Source organism: Corallococcus sp. AB045 (assembly GCF_003668895.1).
GTDB classification, from domain to species: domain Bacteria; phylum Myxococcota; class Myxococcia; order Myxococcales; family Myxococcaceae; genus Corallococcus; species Corallococcus coralloides.
In genome coordinates this window covers 1-19,845 of record NZ_RAWN01000025.1, presented here as the reverse complement: position 1 = coordinate 19,845, position 19,845 = coordinate 1, and the positions used below count along the sequence as shown (strand labels likewise).

Here is a 19,845-nt window from a genome sequence, read left to right as displayed (position 1 = left end):
AGGGCTCCTGGTGCAATGACTTTCACCTCGGCTCTCCGCGCGGAGGCTCGCTGCCCGGCAGCCCGGTGTCCCGGACCTCTAACACGCGAAAAAACGCCCCGCTGCCATCAGTTGGAAACATCCCGGGTGACAATCCAGTGCGACGCCATGAATCGACGCCGGGTGGAATGGGGCCCTGTTTGAAGGCGGGCCCGCTGCTTCAGAGCACGTCGTTCTCCACCAGCGTGGCGAAGATGCCCAGGCCCAGGAAGGCCACGCCCAGCACGATGTAGAGCACTGCCATCCCGAGGGCCCGGCCCCCCGTCGCCTCCGTGTGGAGCGAAGGGTGAGGCTCAAACGGGTTCTTCGGCATCTGCGAGTGCATGGCTTTGCCAAGCAGGCCCGGCCACGCCCCGGAATGGGCGGGGTTCACGACTGTCATCCGCTTGCGCACCAGGGCTCGCACACCGGACACGAGGAAGAACAGGCTGAAGCCGCCGGTGATGATGAGCACGGCTGGATTGATTTTCATGGGGCGGCAGCTTCCTCGACCCCGGGTCCAGCGCACAATCCACGGCCATACGCCACGGCTCGCTGAACCGCGGGAGGCGCTCCGGTACGGGGTGCGCCTGGAGACCGTCTGCCTGGGAGGGCGGCTTGAGCAGGTGTGTGTAAATGATTGGGCTGCGCGGTGGGCGCACCGACGTTGGCTTCCGGGGCGGACTGCTCGGGAGAAAGCGAATCCGCGCTCATGGCGCAGCCTCCGGGCCCGTTACCCGCTGGCCGCGCACCTGGAGCCAGAGTGGCACCTCCATCGTCTTCGCGTGCCACGTTCCGTGCTCCCACAGCCCGTCCTCGCCCCAGCAGTCCCCATGGTCCGCCGTGACGAGGATGGTCGCCTCGCTGAAGGCATCAAGCAGCGGCGCGAGCCGGGCCTCGATGAACTCCAGACAGGAGCGCTGTCGTGACTCGCAGAGCGCACGGCTGTTGGTCTGGCCATAGGGAACGCAGGGGTTCTCCCCAGGGCTCCAGGAGGCCCCTTCATGCCAGTAGGGCACATGCGTCTCGCCGGCATTGAGGAAGCAGAAGGCGGGAGCGTCGCCGGTGGTCAGTTCCTTGGACAGCCACGCCAGCTGGCTGCCCAGCGCGGAGGGAGTTTGAGGGTAGAAGAATCGCTGGAAGTCCTGGCAGAGCCAGGCCCCGGTGGGTGTGCCGGGGTCGAACCAATCGACAGCGCCCGTGCCCACCGTGCGGTAACCGAGCTGGCCGAACCCATCGATGATGCTGCGCCCCGGCAACAGGAAGCCGTCCCGGGGCGTGGCGCGGACCTTGCCATTCACCAACCGGAAGAGGCGTCCCCACTTCGGGTCGAGGAAGGGCTGCTTCAGGCCCGGAACGCCCGGCGTGGTGCCCACCCACATGGCCGCGTGCGAGGCGAACGTGAAGTGGGCCGGTGCCATGGCCCGGATGGGCGGGCCCAGCCGGGACAGCGAGGAGCAGGTGGCCCGCACGGCCGTGTCATAGCGAAGCGAGTCCAGCGTCACGAGCAGCACGCTCTCCGGCGGCAGTTTGCGAAGCTCCGTCATGGGCAGCCTCGGGAGGTGGGCTCCCGCACCAATTCCATGAAGCGCTGGTGCAGGATTTCAAATGAAGCCACTGCCTCCAGCCGCTCGGCACGCCAGCCCGGTGGGCCCTCCCAGAAGCCCTGCGCCAGGTCCTGCTCAAGCGTCCTCCGGCCGTCCTCGTCGATGACATTGGAGGAAACCGGCAGCTTCCAGTCCGGCCGCGGAGTGCCCGGCTCCTGGCGTGCGGCAAGCCGCTCGTGCCTGCGAGCATGCGGCATGACCAGCCAGACGGTGAGAAGCGGGATGGCGCTCTCCTGAAACGCATGCCGGACGGCGGCCCGGTGGATGCCGGAGCCGGAGAACTCGAAGATGCCCCGGGACGTGCGCGAGCAGGCGCGGAGGAACCAGGCCCTGGCGAAGTACTCCCCCGCGACAGTGCCGTCACCGTGCTCGCGGCGGAAGCCGTCGATGTGGACGTGGGGCAGCTCCCAGCGGGAGCACAGGGCCTGCGCAAGCGTGGACTTCCCCACTCCAGAGAGCCCAATGAGGAGGATGCGCGGCGGCACGGCGACTGAACCGGACATTTCCAAATTCCTCCCCACTGCGGCAGGCACATCATCCTAGCCACAACCCGCGCTCCTCCGCGTCTTGCAGTCCCCTGTCCGCTGCTCGTCGGACGCAAGGGCACGATTGGAGGGCATCCCGGGACCTAGGGAGCCGGTGCCCGGGGACGTGACGCGCGTCATGCGGCCCGCTATGTCCCTGCTGCGTGAGCACTCCCCTCCTCACCCTGCTTGCCCTCCTGGGCTTCGCCGCGAACTCGCTGCTGTGCCGCGCTGCCCTCTCGGGTGGCGCGGGGCGCGGCATCGACGCGGGTTCGTTCACGCTGGTGCGGCTTGCGTCGGGAGCGCTGATGCTCGCGCTGCTGCTGCGGCTCCGGCGGGGCGGCCGCGGGGCCACGGGGCATGGGAGCTGGGGCTCGGCGCTTGCGCTCTTCGTGTATGCGGCCGGCTTCAGCTTCGCGTACGTGCGCATCGGGGCGGGCGTGGGCGCCCTACTGCTCTTCGGCTGCGTGCAGCTCACCATGCTCGCGGCAGGGCTCGCGCGCGGTGAGCGGCCACGCGCGCTCGAGTGGGCGGGGCTCGCGGTGGCACTCTCGGGGCTCGCGGGGCTCACGCTTCCTGGAGCGAGCGCACCGGATGCGCTCGGCGCGGGGCTCATGGCCGCGGCGGGCATGGCGTGGGGCATCTACAGCCTGAGGGGGCGTGGAAGCACGGACCCTCTCGCGGCAACGGCCGGCAACTTCGTGCGCGGCGTGCCGCTGGCCCTGGCACTCGTGATGCTCGCCCACGCTCTGGACGCGGCCCCACGCCCGTCGCCGAAGGGGCTGCTGCTCGCGGTCACGTCCGGCGCGTTTGCCTCGGGCGTGGGCTACAGCCTCTGGTACGCAGCGCTGCCCCACCTGAGCAGCGCGCGCGCGGCGGTAGTGCAGCTGTGCGTCCCGGTCATCGCGGCGGTGGGCGCGGTGCTGCTGCTCGGAGAGCCCCTCACCCAGCGGCTGCTCCTGGGTGGCACCGCGCTGCTTGCGGGCGTTCTGCTGAGCCTGCGTGCGAAGCAGCGTCCCATGACGGCGAAGCACTGACGGGCACGTCCGCAGCGCGCCTATGCGCGAAGCGAGCTCGGGCGGAGACAAGAAGGGCCTGGAAGGGAATCCCACCTCACTGGCGAATCAGCTCATGGACGGGCTGCCCTTCCGGGCCCACACCATCCAGCCGCACGAAGTCGACCGAGAAGGGCCAGGACGTCTTCACGAAGACGTGCTCCAGCCGGGCGACGCTGTTGCCCAGCTTCGTCCACGCCTGGACCTGGCATTTGCCGTCGACCCGCGCGGTGGTGATGTCGACGGGGCGCGAGGGAAAGGCCCTCAGGCTCACCCGGACCCGCCAGCCATCCGCGGTGGCTTCGACCGGCTGCGGGTCCTCCAGCCCATACACGGGTTGCTCGACCCCCAGCAGTTCCTCCACCTCCGAGGGCCCGCGCTCCAACATCCGCCAGTACACCTGCACGGGGCGCGTCCCCACCGGGCGGCAAGCCTCGTCCAGGCGCAGGGCGTAGTGGACCTGGTTCCGGTTCTCGCTCCGCGTCAGGAAGAAGGCGGACTGCGCTGGGAGGGGCTCTCCGGCCGCGGAGGCCAGGGTCGCGACGCTCGTCAGCGCAACGGCGGTGAGGGTGCCGAGCCTGGGTTCAGGAAACATAGGGGTCCCCATGCATCGCGCAGTGACGGCGGTCGCCCGCGAGGCCATATCGGGATGTCGAATACCGCTGTCCCCCGGAACTGTCACCCGCCCGGCACACTTTTCACAGAATTCGGCCCGGTTGCGTGACGTTCAGCGCTCGGCTTCCATGCGCGCCTTCTCACGGACAATGACATCGCGCACGTGGTCGCGCAGGGCGTGCACGTCCCCGGCGAAGCCCTCCGGGTCGATGGGCTCCAGCACGCGCACCCGGGCGTGGACCGCCTGCTGGATGACCAGCCCGTGCTTGGGCATGGTCCGCGCGGTGCCAGTGAGGACCACGGGGATGATGGGGCAGCGCTGCTGGATGGACAGCGTGAAGGCGCCATCCTTGAAGGCCTTCACCTCCCCATCCTTGGAGCGGGTGCCTTCGGGAAACATCAGGATGGGGACGCCACGCGACAGCCAACGCTCACACCCGGCCATCATCTGGATGATGCTCGCCCGGTCTCCGCGGATGAGCGGCACATACCGGTTGAGATGCATGTTCCAGCCGATGAGCGGCAGCTTGAAGTTCTCCGCCTTGGAGACCCACTTGAAAGGCCGGTAGAGGCCGAAGAGGACCAGGATGTCCCCCAGCGACTCGTGGTTGGCCACCAGCACCGCCGCGCCCTTCCAGGGCAGGCGTTCGCGGCCCTCCACCCGCAGGTGCCACATCGGGTTCACGTAGAAATACAGCTGTGCCCAGAAGCACGAGTACAGGTGAAGCACGCGTCCATTCGCGTCAAACGGGCGGGTGAGCGCCCACAGCAGGAGCGCTCCAAGGAACAGCATCGCGCTGGACAGCGCGAAGAAGATCCAGAACGCGATCGAGAGGAGGATTCGGATGGCTCCCACTCTGTCACGGATGGATGGATTCACCCAGCGTAGGTGGGCATGGATGACGCCCGGTGCACGAAGGCGGTCCAGCGGCGCTGGGCGAAGGCTGCATCGCCCAGCGCCTGTGAGCACGACTGCCGCACCGGGCTCACATTCCCGCCTATACGCTGTAGGAGTCAGCCCGCTGCCAGAGGATGTCCCCGCCGGGTCCGGCGACGCCCGAGCTCCAAGGCGCCGCGCTGTCCGCGTGGGTGGAGGCGGAGCCCTCCACCCTGTTCCGAGCGAAGGGCCGTCGGGTGGCGGGGGCTGGCTCAGTTGCCGGCGTAGGCGGACATGTTGCTACCCGGGTAGCCGCCGGTGCCGGACCAGGTGGCGGGCAGCGCCGTCAGCCCTGGCTGGACCTTGTAGGAGCCAGTGCCGCCGGTGTGACGCCAGTAGATGTCGCCGGTGGGCGCGAGGACCGCCAGCCAGTACGTCGTGCCCGACGTCACCGCCTGTGACGTGATGGTGCAGACGTTCCATGCCCCGGGGGTGACGGGCGTGACAGTGCAGGTGCGCAGCTGCGCGCCGGGCGTCCCGTTCCCATTCGCATACAGGCCGAGCCGGAGCGTGGTGGCCGTCGTCTGCGCATCCACGTAGAGATTCAGCCGCGTGACGTTGCCGGTGGCATTCGCCGCGTAGCTGAACGCCGCCGCGACGCCGGCGTTCTCGAAGTCGGACGTCGTCAGCACGGTGCTGTTGCCGACGAGGGCGGTGGGCGCGGCGGGGGTCGTCGCGCTGGCGTTGGCCGTGAAGGCCGAGTTCCCCGCGGCGTTGGTCGCGCGGACCCGGTACCAGTAGCGGGTGCTCGCGGCCCGGCCCGTGTCACTGAACGTCGTCACGTTGGCGCCCGGCGTTCCGACCTGGGCGAAGGTGCCCGGGGCCCCGGAGACGTCCGGCGCCCGCTCCACCAGGAAGCCGCTCTCGTTGGTCGAGGCATCGGTCCACGCCAGGTTGATCTGCCCCGGCGACACCGCCGTCGCCGTCAGGCCCGTGGGCGTCGCGGGCACGGTGGTGGCGCTGCTCACGGTGATGGAGACCGTGGCGGAGTTCGTGCTGGCAGCGGGATTGCCCGTGTCCACGGCCACGGCGCGCACCGTATGGCTTCCCTGGGAGGGATTGCTCCAGGTGCAGCCGTAGGGGCTGGTGGTGCTGGAGCAGACGAGCGACGTGCCGTCCGCGTAGAAGTCCACCCGCGCGATGCTCCGGCTGAAGCCCGCGCTGGCGGTCGCGGCCAGCGGCACGGAGGCCGGCGCGGTGTACGTGGCATTGGCAGTGGGAGAGGTGAGGCTCACCGTGGGCGGGTTTGACAGCGTGAGGGGCACCGCGGCGGAGGTGGTGGCCTGGAGCGAGTCGTCGGTGGCCCTCGCCGTCACGCTGTGCGCGCCGTCCTGGAGCGAGCTGACGCCGCAGCTCACGGACGTTGAGGTGGGCGCATTCACCGTGCAGAGCAGCGTGGTGCCGTTGTCGAAGAACTCCACCTTCGTGAGCGTGCGGCCCGGGCCCGCCGTGGCCGTGGCCTGGAGGTTCAGGTTGGCAGGCGCGGTGAAGTTGGCGTTGGCGGCCGGCTGGGTGATGGACACCGTCGGCGCGGTGGTGCCGCCCGCGGAGAGGCCATACATCGAAGCGTTGGACGCGCCCGCGTACACCGTGGAGGTGCCGAACGTGGGGCCCGGCAGCGAGGAGAGGCCCGTCGGCGAATAGCGCATGGAGCCGGTGGGCAGGTCCATGTAACGGAACACGCCGCCCCCGTTCGCGCCCAACAGCGCCAGCCAGTAGACGGTGCCCGACGTCAGCGTCACCTGCGGCGCGGCGGTGCAGCCGTACCACTGCCCCGTCACCAGCGGCAGCGGCTCCACCACCGGGGTGGTGCAGGAAGAGAGCAGCGTCCCCGGAGCGCCCGAGGCATCGCTGTAGACGCCGATGGACAGCGACGCATTGGCATTGCCCGGCGCCGCGAAGACCTTGAGCGTCCCCAGCGTCCCGGTCGCGACGGCGGTGTACTGGAAGGCGTTCACCGAGCCGCCGTTGTCGAAGTCGTTCTGCGTCCCCACGGTGTCCACGCCCACGAGCCGAACGCCACCCACGGAGGGGCTCACCGTGAAGCTCACCGGCGAGGAGTCAGTGACGAGCGCCGGGCTGCCATTGTCCGTCGCGCGGGCAATGACATTCGTGAACGTGCCGGCCGTCGCGTTCCACGCGCAGGCCGTGCCGGTCGTCGTGAAGCAGAGCGACGTGGTGCCCTGGAAGAACTCCACGCGCGTGAGGGTCCGCCCGGCGCCCGCGCTGGCCGAAGCGCTGAGCGTCGTGCTGCCCGTGGGCAGCGTGGCGCCGGACGCGGGACTCAGGATGCTGACGGTGGGCGGGCCGGCGACCGTGATGGCCACCGACGCGGAGCCGCTCTCACCCAGGCTGTCCACCGCCTCCGCGCTCACGGTGTGGCTGCCATTGCCCAGGCTGCTCGTGGCCGTGCAGGTGACCGGGTTGGAGACGGGGGCGTTCACGGCGCAGAGCACGGTGGCGCCCGCGCGGAACGTGACGCTGGCCAGCGTACGGCCGGAGATGGGCGTGGCCGTGGCGCCCAGGCTGAGCGTCGCGGGCGCGGTGAAGTTCTGCCCGGCCGAGGGCGCGGTGATGGCGACGGCGGGGGCGGTGGGAGGCGCCCCGGAGATGACGATGACCCCGCTGGTCGAGTGGCGGATGCGGAGCGCATTGTTGCCGGGGTCGAAGGTCCACCCGTCCGCGGCCAGGTCCGTACGCTGCGACAGGGCGGTGCCGCCCGCCGACACCGCCGAGGGGACGAAGGCGAGGCGCAGCACCTCCGTCGCGCTGGCATCGTAGGTGGTGTAGCGGACCTCGTTGCCGGGACCGTAGGTGATGCTCTTCACGACGGAGGTGGAGCGCAGCAGGTGGTTCTGTCCGGCGGGCGCCCAGTCCGGCTGCGCGCCCATGCCGATGACGAAGTGCCGGATGAAGTCACCCCACCCGTCCGTGAACCAGACGTTGTTGGGATACGGCCCGTCAATGGTGAGCCCGCTGTCGCGCACCATGTACGTGGCCCAGTTGAACGCGCGGAAGGCCTTGTCCTTCGCCGTCGCGTCCCCGGTGAGCTCCGCGTAGCGCGCGTTCACGGCGGCGTAGCGCGCGGTGTGGCTGCCCATCTTGTAGTGGAACGCGTACTGCTCCTTGATGGGACGCGCGCCGAACTCCAGCGTGTCTCCGAAGTTCGTCTCGATGAAGGCGATGATGTTCTGCACGTGCGCCTGCCAGTTCGGATCCAGGCTGGGGTTGTCCATCAGGAACTTGGCCGTCTCCCCGGGAACGAGCTGGTTCAGGTTGTTGGTGGCGTCCGAGCCCACGTCCTCGAAGTACTGGGTCCAGTTCTGAGTCGCGATGGGGCCGTTGCCGCCCAGCAGCCACGCGAGGACGGTGGCCTGGGCGCTCTGCCATTGGGCCAGCTGCGTGCCGCTGTAGCCGGGCGCTCCGTTCAGCGTGCCCGCCTGTCCCAGCCGGATGAGTTCCTGGAACAGCTTGAGGGGCTCCACGACGTTGGACGCGTAGTTGTCGACGATGTTCGCGCCGGTGCGCACGGCGTTGTCGGAGGCCCGCACGCGGTACGGCCACGGTGACACGGTGGCGCTCGGAGTGCGCAGGTGGCTGGTGAGCTGGTTGGCCGCGTTGATGGCCATGTCGCGATAGGCCGTGTTGCCATTGAACTTGAAGGCCTGGACGGCGGCCCACGCGAGCGCGCCCACCTTCTCCGGCTGGAGGTAGCCCACGCCGTCACCCACGCCCACCGAGCCGCCCGCCTGCGCGCCAGCGTATGTCAGCGTGCCGCTGGCGCCGCTCGCGTAGGGCACCCGCGACCAGTGGTCCCCCACGGCCGTCATGCCGTGCGCCAGGTGCCAGTCCAGCAGCGCCAGTGCGACGTCGCGCAGGCGCGGGTCGTTCTTGTAGGGCGAGTACGCAAGGCCGGACTCGATGAGCATCGCGTTCAGGCCGGCGGGGTTGTGCGGCCAGCCCACCGGCTGACCCGCGGGAGAACACCCGGGCGCCGTGCCGCTGCACAGGTACGAGTGCGCGTAGTAGGCCGGCCTGGCCACCGAAGGGTTCGTGAGGTTGGACAGGTTGGGGAGCGCGAGCAGGTAGTTCTGGTTCAACTCCAGCACATAGTCATACGCGGCGGAGCTGCCCGGGTTCGTGGGAGGCGCCCAGGACAGCAGCTTCCCCGTGCCGTCGCACTGCGCGGCGTGCTGGTCGATGCTGCCGCCACCGCTGCATGCGAGCGCCTGACGCACAGTGATGGGCGCGGGCGCCTCGGTGGGCGCGGCACAGCGGGTCAGCAGCAGGAGCATGAGTGCTCCGATGAGGGAGCGGACGGTCCGCTCCGGGAGATGGGCATGCATGGGGTGGGTGTCCTTGGAGGGGCGCACAAACAGCACCGGCCCTGGAGATTGCTCTCACCAGGGCCGGTGCATTATCGCCCGCGCCCGGTCGCCGGTTGCGTCAGGCCCGGGCTGGCAGCGTGGCGCTGAACGCCAAGGGCTGAGGGGCCGCCATCCTCGTGGGCTTCTACCGAGCCAGCAGCCCAGGTGCGCACTCGCCGTGCGCAACCCCAGGTGCTTCAGAGTCGCGCGCACCCCTCGTGCTCCCTTCACGTACGCCAACACCCTTAAGCCTGCCTCCACACCTCACGCAGGCGAACACGTCGAAGTCGAACGTCCTCCTCCGCAACTCGGCGTAAGTCCTCTCGCGGCGTCCTCTGCTTCATCCGCTCCGTTCAGGCCGCTGCCTCCTTCCCCGCTCTCGCCTCCTCCTCACCTGTTTGAGGGAAAGGCGTCCGGATTCCGCTACGTATCATCACGCAGCTGTGCCCCTGGGAGTACCGAGGGGAGGGCTGCGGCTACGTCGGTCCGCCGGTGGCGAAGGTCAACGACACGTTCGCGTCCAGCGGCTCCTTTCCGGGCTCGAACTCCGAGTTCGCATTCGATTGGAACGAGCTTGCTGACTTCGCAGCTTCGGAGGATGCGAAGCAGCTTTGCCCAGGGCCTCGCGTTAGCGTGACTGGTTGCGAAGACGGTCCCGGAGTTCCTTCCAGGCAAGGTTCTGCGTGCATGCGGCGTTTGCGCAGACGAGGGTCGGATGCCCCGCGCGACCGATGGCAGCCCTGACCGGCGAGTGGCACGAGCACTTCGCGGCAATCTGCCGGAGGGCTTGAGCGAGCGTCTCCACCTCCACGCCCTCTCCCTGGCCACACCCGCGGGTGTCGCACTTCAAAAACGGTCCCTTCTCCCCCACCCACAATCGCCTGCGTGACTTGCAGGTAGCGCAGACGAAGGCATTCTCGGGCAGGAGAGCAGCCACGGCGTCGGGCAGCGGGTCTGGTGATGCTCTTCCGCTCGCCGCCGGCCGTTGTGACGCAGCCTCCCTTCGCCCTTGGGATGGCCGTGCCGTACGCGCTTCGGAGCGCAGGACCGTAGCATTGCCGCCATCGCTCTTGGGCGCGAAGTCGCCTAGCGCTGCGGTGGCGAGGGGAGCAGAGAGCGACAGGGATACGGGAAGCTGTGCTGCTCCTGCGACCGTCAGTGGCTCAGCCACGACTGTCCTTGGAGAAGGAGTGAGGGACGGAGTCCAATTCCCGTGTCCGCCCTCGGTGGCCTGAGCGACGAGCCTTGCATCGCTGTTCGCACCCTTCCATTTGCGCTGAAGTGCCTCCGCGTGCTGGACGATGGCCGTTCGCAGGGCCGCCTCCGTGGCCCCCTCAGCAGCGACGCGTTCCTCGCCCTCTAGTGGAATCTCGAACTCTCGCAGCTTCGCGAAGAGCGGCGCCATCGCCGCTTCAGGGTCGCGGAAGAAGGCGCTGCCGCGCAGACGAACGAAACGCCAGCCAAGCCGCTCGAGGATTGCCTGACGCGCCATGTCCTCGGGCAGCTTCTCCAGCGGGTGGAATCGGTCTCCGTCGCATTCGATCGCGAGGCGTCGGCCGCCGCCCTCGACGACAAGGTCGATGCGGTAATGCCCGACGGGCCACTGAGGCGTCACCCGATAGCCCGCGCGCACGAGGCGCGCCAGCACGTCTCGCTCGAAGGGCGACTCCAGCTTCGCCTCCGCACGCTGGAGCGTCTGCTCCACGCCCCGCGGATTGGTGCAGTGCTCCAGCAGCCGGCGCCGGAGATCTCCCGGCTTCAAGTCCACGCTCGGGTTGAGGGAATGCACCACCCAGAGTTGGTCGCGGGCGCGACTCACGGCGACGTTGAAGCGCTGCTTGAAGTCCTGGGTATCGCGCTTGGACAAAGGCCCTTCGCGGTGACTGTCCACCATGGTGAGGAACATCACGTCGCGCTCATCGCCTTGAAACTGCGCTGCGTTGCCGCATAACAGGCGACGGCGCTCGTACTCGGCCGGGTGGAGCCGGCTGCGCAGGATTCGCTCCACCTCGAGGGCTTGGTCCTCGCCTACCAGCGAAATGACCCCGAAGCTGAGCCCGGCGTACTCCGGGCGCTCCACCGCGGCAGCGATGAGCGACGCGACGGTAAGCGCCTCCTGCGGGTTCACCTTGTCCTCCGCGCGCCCCTCCACCCGGTGGACAAGGAGCGCGGGCGCGACGCGCGCGCTCGCCGCCTCGCGCAGCGGCTTGATGCGCCCCTCGTAGGAGAGCTGGTTGCTGAATTCGATGATGTCCGGCACGCACCGGAAGTGCTCGGTGAGACAGACCATCCCCCCGAAGGAGGCGCGCGCGAGGTCGTACACCGACAGCTTCCCATCGTAGAGGTGCGCGTTGGGGATGCCCTCGAGGTACTGACTGATGAGGTGCTCCACCACGTCCAGGTTCTGCCCGACGGCGGACGGACTCACCTGCTCATGGTCTCCCACCACCACAGCACTCTTCGCCATGTAGAGAGCGATGAGGGCCATGGCGTCGCTTTGGCTCGCCTCGTCGATGATGACGACGTCGAAGCGCGTGGCGGCGTTGAAGTTCTCCACGACCTGGGCGAGGGGCATGACCCATACGGGCACCGCCTCGCGGCACTCGTTCATCTGCTGGGCCGCCGCAGCCCGCAGCTGCGGAGTCCGCCGGCCTGTCCCCTTCCCGATGCGGCGCACGGTGTCGAGCCAGCCCACCAGCGCCTGCTGCTGAGCGAGAGTGGTGCGCCTCACTTGGGCCGCCCACGCGCGGCGCTCAATGAGTTCCGCCGTCGTTCGCCGCAACTGCTCCCCGGTTGTGTCAATCTTCGCCTGCACGTCGGCGAGTTGCACCCGCCCGCGGCGCTCCAGTTCGTCATGAAGCTGACGCCAGCACCATGCGGCGAGAGGTTCGCCTGGGGGCTCTGCGTGGCCGTGCGGACCTTGCCGCTCCCGAATGGCCGTAGCCCACCCCGGGCCAACTACATCCAGCCGCGCGAGCAGTTCCTGGCGACGGGCGAGAGCTTGGCGGCGCCCGTGCACGTCCACCAACTGGGCGAAGGCGCGGGCGTAGGCCGCCGTATCCCGGGGCACTGCTGCGTGGACGAGGCCTCGAACCGTGGAGGAGGGGCTTGCATGCCCGCCCCAGGTATCGAAGCGACGCAAGGCCGCGCGCAGGCGGGCCTCCACGCGCGCGAGTTCCAGTGCGCGGGCGCGGGCACGCAGCGCACGCGTGACGTCGCCGAGGACGGTGTCCCGCAGGCGCAACAGCGCGCCATGAGGCGCAAGGTTGACAGGCGCCTCGTCGAGAAGAATGCGCCAGCGCAAGCCGAGCAACTCCAGGTCCCTCTCAAGCGGCGCCCATAGGGTGCCCGCCCAGCCCAGGCTCCGGCGGATTTCCGCGCACAGCTGCGCCGCCGACTCCTCGGGAGCATCTCCTAGCAGCGCAGAGGCGGGAGCCCCCAGAAGCGCCATCTGCCGGTCCCAGCGCCCGCAGAGCGTTTGCCGCAGCTCCCGCACCCGCAGGAGCGCCGCGAGTGCATCGAAGTGCACTGGCATCCGGGGCACTCCCGTCGCCACCCGGCTGCTTCGTAGGAAGCGCTTCCAGGCTGGACGGGGGAGGAGTGCAAGTACGCCGAGGGAACCGCCTGCCGCCACGTGCTCTTGAAGTTCGCCTACGACCCGGAGTTGTTCATCGAGCGGCGAGTCGCCTCCGACATGAGGGGCATGCTGCAAGAGGAGTTCGCGCACGTCCGAGGCCTCCGTGCGCACGCGCTCGACAAGTGACAGGAGTGACTGCCAGGGGGCGGAATCTGCTTCGCCCGACGCCCCGGCGGCCGCCACCGCGAGCTTCCACGCCACCCCCTTGCCAAGGGGCGCCATGGCGCGCGCGCAGCGGGCCGCCACGTCCTCGAGGTCGGCCGCCTCGTCCGCATGGGGCGCGGAGGCCCACAGTTCCGCGCGGAAGTCGCGCTCCTGGCTCGCGATGGACTGCCGCCTCTCCAGCAGGGATACGAAATCTTGGGGCGATAGGATGTCCTGAGGGGCGGGCAGCACACGCGCGAGTTCACCCTCGTGCGCGGCGGACACTTCTCGGTTGGTGCGGTAGAGTTCACGCACTTCCTCGTCCGAGAGCGACAGTGCCGCGCCCAATCGCACGGGCCCGGGCATCCACTGGTGCGTCTCTGCTTCGGCCGCAACCTTGCGTGCAGCCTGTGACGGCGCCCAAGACTGCCCTGCCAACACCACATCGCGGTATTCGTCGGACTGGGCATCCAGGAGCGCAGCGCGCGCCTTCTGCAACTCGGCTACAAGACGTTTTCTGCGCCCCGCGAGGACGTCTGCCTCATTGTCAAGCCGCGCGGCATCGCTTGAGGACAGGCGCTCGGCGATAGCGCCCACTGCGCCCTCCAACTGCTTGCGGCTATCGAGGTCGCTCTCCAACACGCTGACGCACAGAGGGCGCAGCTCCGGCACAACTTGGTCACGCAGTACTTTGAGGGCCTTGGTGGTGTGGCTCGTCACCAGCACGCTCTTGCCCTGGGCAAGCAGGTGGCCCACGAGGTTGGCGATGGTGTGCGTCTTGCCGGTGCCCGGAGGGCCCTGGACGAGCACGCAACCATGTTGCGCGAGGCGCTGCGCAATTTCCTCCTGCTCCGGATTTGCGGGCTTGCTCAGCAGCACTTCTATCGGCGGCTGCATGGAGCCAGCCGCCGATTCGGCGGGGCCTGCGTCTGCGGAGGCGGGGTCGGCGCCCACGGTCCGCAACAACGCAGGCGGCAGTTCCTCGCGCTCATCAAGATCCTCGAGGATGCCCTCCAGGATGCGGGCAAAGCCGAGGCTGCGCGTGCGCAAGAAAAGGACGGGATCGCGGCCCAGTTGAGGCGGCTCCGCGTCCGGCCGGGGTGGGCCGTCCTCACGGAAGTTTGCCTGCGCGGCGAAGTGGGCCACCAGCCGTCGGAGAAAGCCGGAGGTATCGGCGCTGCCCAACGGACCGAAGCCTCCCTGGAGAAGCTCATCGCGGCAGCGTGCCAGCACCCGGCCGTCCACCTCTGGCACGGTGCGGAAGAGCTCGCTGTAGAGGTCCGGAGGCCGGCCGCTCTCGGTGACGGAGAACTCCGGGATGGAGGGGTCAAAGCCGAGTTGCACTCGTTGAAGCAGCACGGGATGGAAAATTCCGCCCTCGGGACGCCGCCAACTCAGCAGGCCATCGCCCACGACGAGTTCGAGGCGCTCGCCCTCACGCTCAAGCCGCCCGTGGAGCTCATACAGCCGCTCGAAGAGACCCATTGCCTCCACCGCGGGCCGCTCGTTGTGCACCCATGCGTCGCGTCGGGACCGCCACTCCGCGAGCGCCGCGACGCGCGCCGCATCGTGCTCGAAGCGCACCAACAACGATTTCCCCTCTGGCCCCAGCTCGTTGCGCGAGGCCCGCGTCTCTATCGCCTTGAAGGGGTCGCGCCACCCGCTCAGCAGCCACTCCTCCAGTACTTCGGGCGGCTCAGGCGGCGGAGTGAGGGAGGGACGGCGGACCCGAAGGATGACCTCTCCGCCTTCGCCGCCTCCAGAGTCGGTGTCGACCCCGGAGGGCTCGACGGGGCGCACGAGGCGCACACTGGGATGCTCCGGGAGGCCGTGGAGCCGCTGGCTCCAAGGCTGTTCGCGCAGCAAGCGCGGCGCGGGGTTGCGGTGCTGATTCAGCGCCTGCAGGAAGCGGAAGACGCGCGCGACACGGTCTCTTGCGGAGCTCAGCTCATCAGGGGAGGACATTCAGGATCGTTCGCGAAGGCCACGTGCAGGCGCCAACGGCGGGCCTGGGCGAAGTCACATTCTGCCCCTGCTGCGCCAGCCCTGACAACACGGCCTCGTCGGAAGCCTTTCGGCCCAGGCCGAAGCGCGTTCAGCACGCATCCACTGGCCGATGTCGCACGCCAGCATGTGCGGGTTTCTTCTAACCGAGGGCCTTCTCCAATACCGCGTGCGCCCGCCCGCAGTGTCGTCATCACGAACCCGGACGGCAACCATCTCACCGTTGTGCACGGAATGGACGAGCGCTTCATCGACCTCGCCAACCCGGCGTTAGCGCGCGGTCCGCGACAGTGCCAGCGGGAGGCGACGTGCTGCCGTCGTTGGGAGGAATTCTGACACGGCGGCGAAGCCATCCGGAATTGGTGCGAGGCCTCCGTCGCCTACTCCCTGCTGGCCTTGAGCACCTGGGCGATGAGGTCCGTGTCCTTCACCCGCTCGTAGCTCAGAGTCTTCCCGGCTTCAGCGCGGTAGCGGTAGACCGTGAAAGGCCCCTTGTCCTCGCTGGCGTGCTTCGGCATGAGCACCGCGAAGCTCTCCGAGCCCACGCCCACCGCGTCGATCTCGTGCTGACTCTGATACTCCACGTCCGCGACCTGCGAGTTGAGGGAGAAGAAGGCCTGCAATGAGGTCGGCGGTCATGGGGTCTTGTTACCGGGGAAGGCGTTCACCACCACCACCACCAGCGGTGAGGGGTCGTCGATGAGGCGCAGCCGGATGTTGTCGGGGGTCGCGTCCAGCGGGACAGCCAGTTCGGCGGGCTCCTGGATCGTCTCCACGTGGTTCGAGCAGGACACACCCGAGCAGGGCACGGCACGTCCCCGGGGCCCCCGCTTGGATGTGGGAGCCCCGAGGCACGGCGGCCTACTTGCGCAGCTTGAACAGCAGCACGTCGGAGCGCCGGGACTGCGGCGTGTACCAGGTGCCGTCCATCTCGAGCGCCTCCTTCAGGTTGCCCGCCACCACGACGCCGTCCGGGGAGGATGCGAGGTGGAGCTCATGCACGGACGTAAGCCCCAGCACGCGGACCCACCGGGACTCCAGCCCGGGACCGAAGGCCGCCAGCGTGGGCCGGGGCCGTTCGCCCTGGTGCCAACCGACGTCGCCCAGCCCGACGAGGTTCCCCGCGCCGGTCTGGGTCGTCACGATGTTCCCGGCCCCGTCCACCACCATGTCCGTGAACCCGGCGTGCGCGAACTGCCGTAAGCCCACGTCCCCACCCGCCGCGGTGAGCATGCCCACGAGCGCATCCCGGGTACCCTCGTATTCCTCCGGCGCGCGGCTGACGTAGCTCTGGCCGGCGAACGACAGGAAGCCGTTGAAGTTCCCCGTGAAGGCGATGCGCTGGTCGGGCAGCACGCCCACGGAGGTCACCTCGCCGAACCATGCGCTCATCACCCGCGCCCAGCCGAAGTCGCCCCCGACGTCATACCGGGCGACGAAGCCTCCGCGCTCCGCGACGATGCCGCCACCGAAGTCGGTGTTGCTGCCCGCCTGGCCGCCCACGATGACGCCCTCGCTGGCGTCCACGGCGACGCTGTTCGCCCGCGTGCCCACCAGGGACGTCCCGGCCAGCACGCGCGACCAGAGGTGCGCACCGTCCCACTGGAGCTTCAGCACGTAGGAGTTCGGGTACTCGTCGTCGTACGGAAACGCCTTGCCCGAGTACACCGGTCCGTTGCCGAAGTCCGTGTAGCCCCAGAACGTGCCTACGAGCACCGCGCTGCCGTGCGCATCCGTGGCCAGGTCGAGCACCTCCATCGGGTTGTCTTGGTAATTCTCCGGGTCGCCCGGGTCACCGAACCAGGCCCGGAAGCCGCGCGTCCAGTCCACCGTGCCGTCAGGCGTGAGCTTCATCACCACCATGCCGGAGCCCTGGGGCAGCGGCCCCTTGCCCAGGTCCGGTGCCCCGTCGTAGGTGCCGGCGACCAGCACGTTGCCCACCGTGGTCACCACCACCTTCTCCAACCGCACCCCCGCCTGCGTAAAGGAGCGCGTCCACGCGACGGCGCCATCCGCCCGGTGCAGGGTGACGGTGTGACCCGACGTGACGGGCGGGGTCCCCGTGCCGAAGAGCCGGGTGACGACCGCGAACCCGCTATCCGGCGCGGGCGCCACGTGACGGGGGGCCTCCGCCTGCGCGCCTCCGTCCTGACGCACCCAGGCCGTGGTCCCCGACAGCTTCGTGCCCCGGTACGAGCAGAACGGGTCACTCTCATACGTGACGACCAACCGGGGCGCGCCCCCGATGATGTGGCGCGCTTCCGCGTCCGTGGAGACGAAGCCCACGCTGTTGGTGCTGTCCGGCAGCAGCGCGAATGCATACGTCCCGGAGGCCGTCACGGTGTTCGTCACGTCCAACTCCACCCACGCATCCCGCGCGACAGCCCCCAGGTCCACCAGCGGCTCGCCCACTGGCGCCGGGCGGTGCTTCCAGTCCGTCGTCGCCCCGTCGAACGTCGACGCCCGGTAGAGCCGGGGCCCGTTGCCCGTGCCGTCAATGGCATACAGGCGCAGCGCCACCCGCTGGATGCGCTCCGGCCGCAACTGGACATCAAAGCGGAGGAAGGCCTCCTCGCGGGGATCCGCGTCCACCCGCAGCGAAGCGTGGTGCTGGAACTTCGAGTCCGGCGCATCCGCCGCGGCGTAGGTGTCGTGCAGCGCGCTGACGGGGACCTCGACGTACTCCGTGCGGGTCAGACACGCGTCCGTCGGGGCCGTCTTCGCCGCGCCCGTCCAGACGACCAGCCGGGGACGCAGCGACGCATCCGCGCTCTCCCGCGAGAAGAACGTCACGCCATCGCTGGAGGTCGGGTACAGCCCAAACGTCACGTCCCCGTTGCCACGCACCAGGTCCGTCACGTCGTAGTCCACCCAGCTCCCCGTCGCGAGCCCCTGCGCGTCCTCCACCGGGCTGCCCGTGCGGGCCGGCCGCGAGCTCCACGTGACGCTGGCCTCGCTCCACGGCAGCCCCGTCAGCGCGTACACGGCCGGGCCGTCATCCGACCCCGAGCTCACGTACAGCCGCAGCACCGCGCGCTGCACGGCCTCCGTCAGCCCCTGCACCGGGAAGCGCAGGTAGGCCTCCTGCATGGGGGCGCTGTCCACCTTGAACGTCGTGGCGCCGCCCTGGGCCGTGCCCGGGCTCTCCGCGTCGACGAACGTGTCGCCGCTCGCGGTGAAGGACACCGGCGCGCCGGAGAGCGTGAGCGGCGCGGGCGGCGGCGGCGGGTTGTTCTCGGCGGACTCCACGGTGAGGACGAGCTGCGGCTTGTACTCGAAGGACTCGCTCGACCCGAACGTGAGGCTGTCCGTGCCCTTCGCGGAGAGGAGGAAGTCGACGCTGTAGTAGCGGCTGGGGATGGACATGCCCGACACGTCGAGATCCACCCATGTCCCGCTCCTCACGGGCCCCTCGCTCGAGGTGAGCAAGGCGTCGCTCCAGTCCGGCCGGGTGTTCCACGTCACGCTTTCGGTCCAGATGTGCACGCCCGGCGAGTCGTGCACGACGACGCCCTGGGCCGCGTTGTTCATCGCGAACAGGCGCAGCCTCGCGGACGTCACCGTCCCGGCAACGGGGAGCTCGGCCCCGGAGAAGCGCAGGTACGTCAGCGCCTCGGGGGTTCGCGAGACCTTCAAGGTGGAGGAAGCGCCGAAGCTCGCGTTCGGGGACGCGGCCTCCACATGCGCGTCCTCCGTGGGCGTCAGGACGACCGTCCGCGTCGTGAGCGCCGCGCGCTCCGTGCTGACGGTCTCCGCCCCGGGCTCACGTGAATCTTCTTCCGCTGGCAGTGGCGCGCCGCACCCACCCAGGGTCGCGAGCGCCATCCCCATTCCCCACAACATCCCTGCGACTGTCATCCGTCTCACGCTCACTCTCCCTCTGGGACCACGAGGGAAGGGCATGAGCAACGGGTGAGCCAGACATTGGGGCCGTGGCCGCTCCTGGAGAGCCTCTGAAGGATTTCCAAGCTCGCCGTCTTATTCCTATCGAATGGGGAGCTGAACGACGTCACAGCGTCCCTGCTCATGCCGTAGCGGGGCCAGGACAGTTGCCCTGGAAACACTTCGTTGAGGGGGGACCACACAGATGTCCAAGAAACTCACCGTGGCGTTCTTGCTGCTGCTCTCCGGTTGTTCGACCACCGCGACCATCTCCCGCGTGGATGGAGGAACCTACGCCGCCAAGATTGTCCGCAGCGATCAGGACTCCCTCTTCGTGAAGACGTCCTCGAAGGGAAGTGAAATCGCCATTCCCAGGTCGAACGTCTCGGATATCGACCACCCTGGAAATGGCATGGCTGTGTTTGGCGCGCTGCTGACTGCCTATGGTGGGCTGAACGTCGCGGCGGGCGCCAGCACGTGCGGCGAGGTCGGCGGCGCCTACTGTGTCGGCACCTTCCTCCCCGCCGCCGTGGGCATCCCGATCCTCATCTGGGGCCTGACCACCTGGACCAACTCCACCGACGCGGCGCAGGGCGGCTCCACGGCCGCCCACACCGGTGCCGTGCCGTCCCCGCCTTCCGCCTCTGCGTTCGACTTCCGCGGGAGCGCGCCGGGCTCCGCCCAACGCCGCTGAGCATCCGCGCATGGACTGCCGTTGAAGGGAGGGCCCTCTCCTCAGGCCCTCCCGTCACCGGTCTGCAAGAACGAACTCAGCTCACAGCATGCAGGAGACCGCGTTGTAGGTCAGGATGACCAGACCGGCGTTGCCTGCTCCGGAGGAGGCGGCACCGGCCGCGGCCGGCAGGGTCGTGGCGGTCGACCAGGTATTGGCACCAAGACTGCTGCCGTCGCCGGTGCCCCCATTGCCGCCCGCGCTGCCACCCGCGCTGCCGCTGACGCCACCGCCGCCGCCATAGCCACCCCCACCGCCTGCGATCACGTTGGTGGCGATGCCGCCGTTGAGGCCAACCCCACCACGGGCATAGGGGCTGTTA

At 69.2% G+C, this 19,845-nt stretch carries 14 protein-coding genes; 3 read left to right on the top strand and 11 right to left on the bottom strand.

The window, feature by feature from the left end:
* Positions 1-199: 199 nt before the first annotated feature.
* The 3 genes from D7Y21_RS08670 to D7Y21_RS08660 all read right to left on the bottom strand — a co-directional run bounded on the left by D7Y21_RS08670 (position 200) and on the right by D7Y21_RS08660 (position 2,128).
* Complete coding sequence (locus D7Y21_RS08670) at positions 200-511, bottom strand: hypothetical protein (protein WP_120561597.1); 312 nt, start codon at positions 509-511, stop codon at positions 200-202.
* 217 nt (positions 512-728) lie between these two features.
* Positions 729-1,565 (bottom strand): hypothetical protein, encoded by an 837-nt coding sequence (locus D7Y21_RS08665; protein WP_121712464.1) that lies wholly within the window; start codon positions 1,563-1,565, stop codon positions 729-731.
* Positions 1,562-2,128, bottom strand: coding sequence for an AAA family ATPase (locus tag D7Y21_RS08660; protein ID WP_121712462.1), 567 nt, complete (start codon positions 2,126-2,128; stop codon positions 1,562-1,564). The genes D7Y21_RS08665 and D7Y21_RS08660 overlap by 4 nt, the downstream gene beginning before the upstream one ends.
* A gap of 185 nt (positions 2,129-2,313) precedes the next feature.
* Between D7Y21_RS08660 and D7Y21_RS08655 the strand changes: the two genes are divergently transcribed.
* Positions 2,314-3,186 (top strand): DMT family transporter, encoded by an 873-nt coding sequence (locus D7Y21_RS08655; protein ID WP_121712460.1) that lies wholly within the window; start codon positions 2,314-2,316, stop codon positions 3,184-3,186.
* A 76-nt stretch (positions 3,187-3,262) separates the two neighbouring features.
* Here the strand turns inward: D7Y21_RS08655 and D7Y21_RS08650 are convergent, their stop codons facing one another.
* The 3 genes from D7Y21_RS08650 to D7Y21_RS08640 all read right to left on the bottom strand — a co-directional run bounded on the left by D7Y21_RS08650 (position 3,263) and on the right by D7Y21_RS08640 (position 9,051).
* The gene (locus tag D7Y21_RS08650) at positions 3,263-3,799 is read right to left on the bottom strand and encodes a DUF4833 domain-containing protein (RefSeq protein WP_233591379.1); all 537 of its coding nucleotides are present in this window, start codon (positions 3,797-3,799) and stop codon (positions 3,263-3,265) included.
* Positions 3,800-3,931: 132 nt separating this feature from the next.
* Entirely contained in the window at positions 3,932-4,612 is a 681-nt protein-coding gene (locus tag D7Y21_RS08645; protein ID WP_120561758.1) for a 1-acyl-sn-glycerol-3-phosphate acyltransferase, read from the bottom strand.
* Between the two features lie 356 nt (positions 4,613-4,968).
* Entirely contained in the window at positions 4,969-9,051 is a 4,083-nt protein-coding gene (locus tag D7Y21_RS08640) for an Ig-like domain-containing protein (RefSeq protein ID WP_147469225.1), read from the bottom strand.
* Between the two features lie 489 nt (positions 9,052-9,540).
* On the opposite strand from D7Y21_RS08640, the gene D7Y21_RS43610 reads away from it, so the two are divergent.
* On the top strand, positions 9,541-9,867 hold the full coding sequence (locus D7Y21_RS43610) for a hypothetical protein (RefSeq protein ID WP_121712456.1): 327 nt from the start codon (positions 9,541-9,543) through the stop codon (positions 9,865-9,867).
* On the opposite strand, the gene D7Y21_RS08625 is transcribed toward D7Y21_RS43610, so the two are convergent.
* The 4 genes from D7Y21_RS08625 to D7Y21_RS08615 form a co-directional block, all read right to left on the bottom strand.
* Complete coding sequence (locus D7Y21_RS08625; RefSeq protein ID WP_121712455.1) at positions 9,752-14,869, bottom strand: AAA domain-containing protein; 5,118 nt, start codon at positions 14,867-14,869, stop codon at positions 9,752-9,754. The two genes, D7Y21_RS43610 and D7Y21_RS08625, sit on opposite strands and share 116 nt — an antisense overlap.
* 419 nt (positions 14,870-15,288) lie before the next feature.
* Positions 15,289-15,531, bottom strand: a complete 243-nt coding sequence (locus D7Y21_RS08620; protein WP_121712453.1) for a hypothetical protein — start codon at positions 15,529-15,531, stop codon at positions 15,289-15,291.
* Positions 15,532-15,543: 12 nt separating this feature from the next.
* Complete coding sequence (locus tag D7Y21_RS41720; RefSeq protein WP_158627258.1) at positions 15,544-15,717, bottom strand: hypothetical protein; 174 nt, start codon at positions 15,715-15,717, stop codon at positions 15,544-15,546.
* A gap of 52 nt (positions 15,718-15,769) precedes the next feature.
* Positions 15,770-18,733, bottom strand: coding sequence for a DNRLRE domain-containing protein (locus D7Y21_RS08615; protein ID WP_121712451.1), 2,964 nt, complete (start codon positions 18,731-18,733; stop codon positions 15,770-15,772).
* A gap of 262 nt (positions 18,734-18,995) precedes the next feature.
* On the opposite strand from D7Y21_RS08615, the gene D7Y21_RS08610 reads away from it, so the two are divergent.
* Positions 18,996-19,484: a hypothetical protein gene (locus D7Y21_RS08610; protein WP_120561591.1), complete on the top strand. Its 489-nt coding sequence runs from the start codon at positions 18,996-18,998 to the stop codon at positions 19,482-19,484.
* Positions 19,485-19,565: 81 nt separating this feature from the next.
* On the opposite strand, the gene D7Y21_RS41715 is transcribed toward D7Y21_RS08610, so the two are convergent.
* Positions 19,566-19,845: hypothetical protein (locus D7Y21_RS41715; protein WP_199735385.1), on the bottom strand; the 280-nt coding region annotated here is incomplete at its 5' end.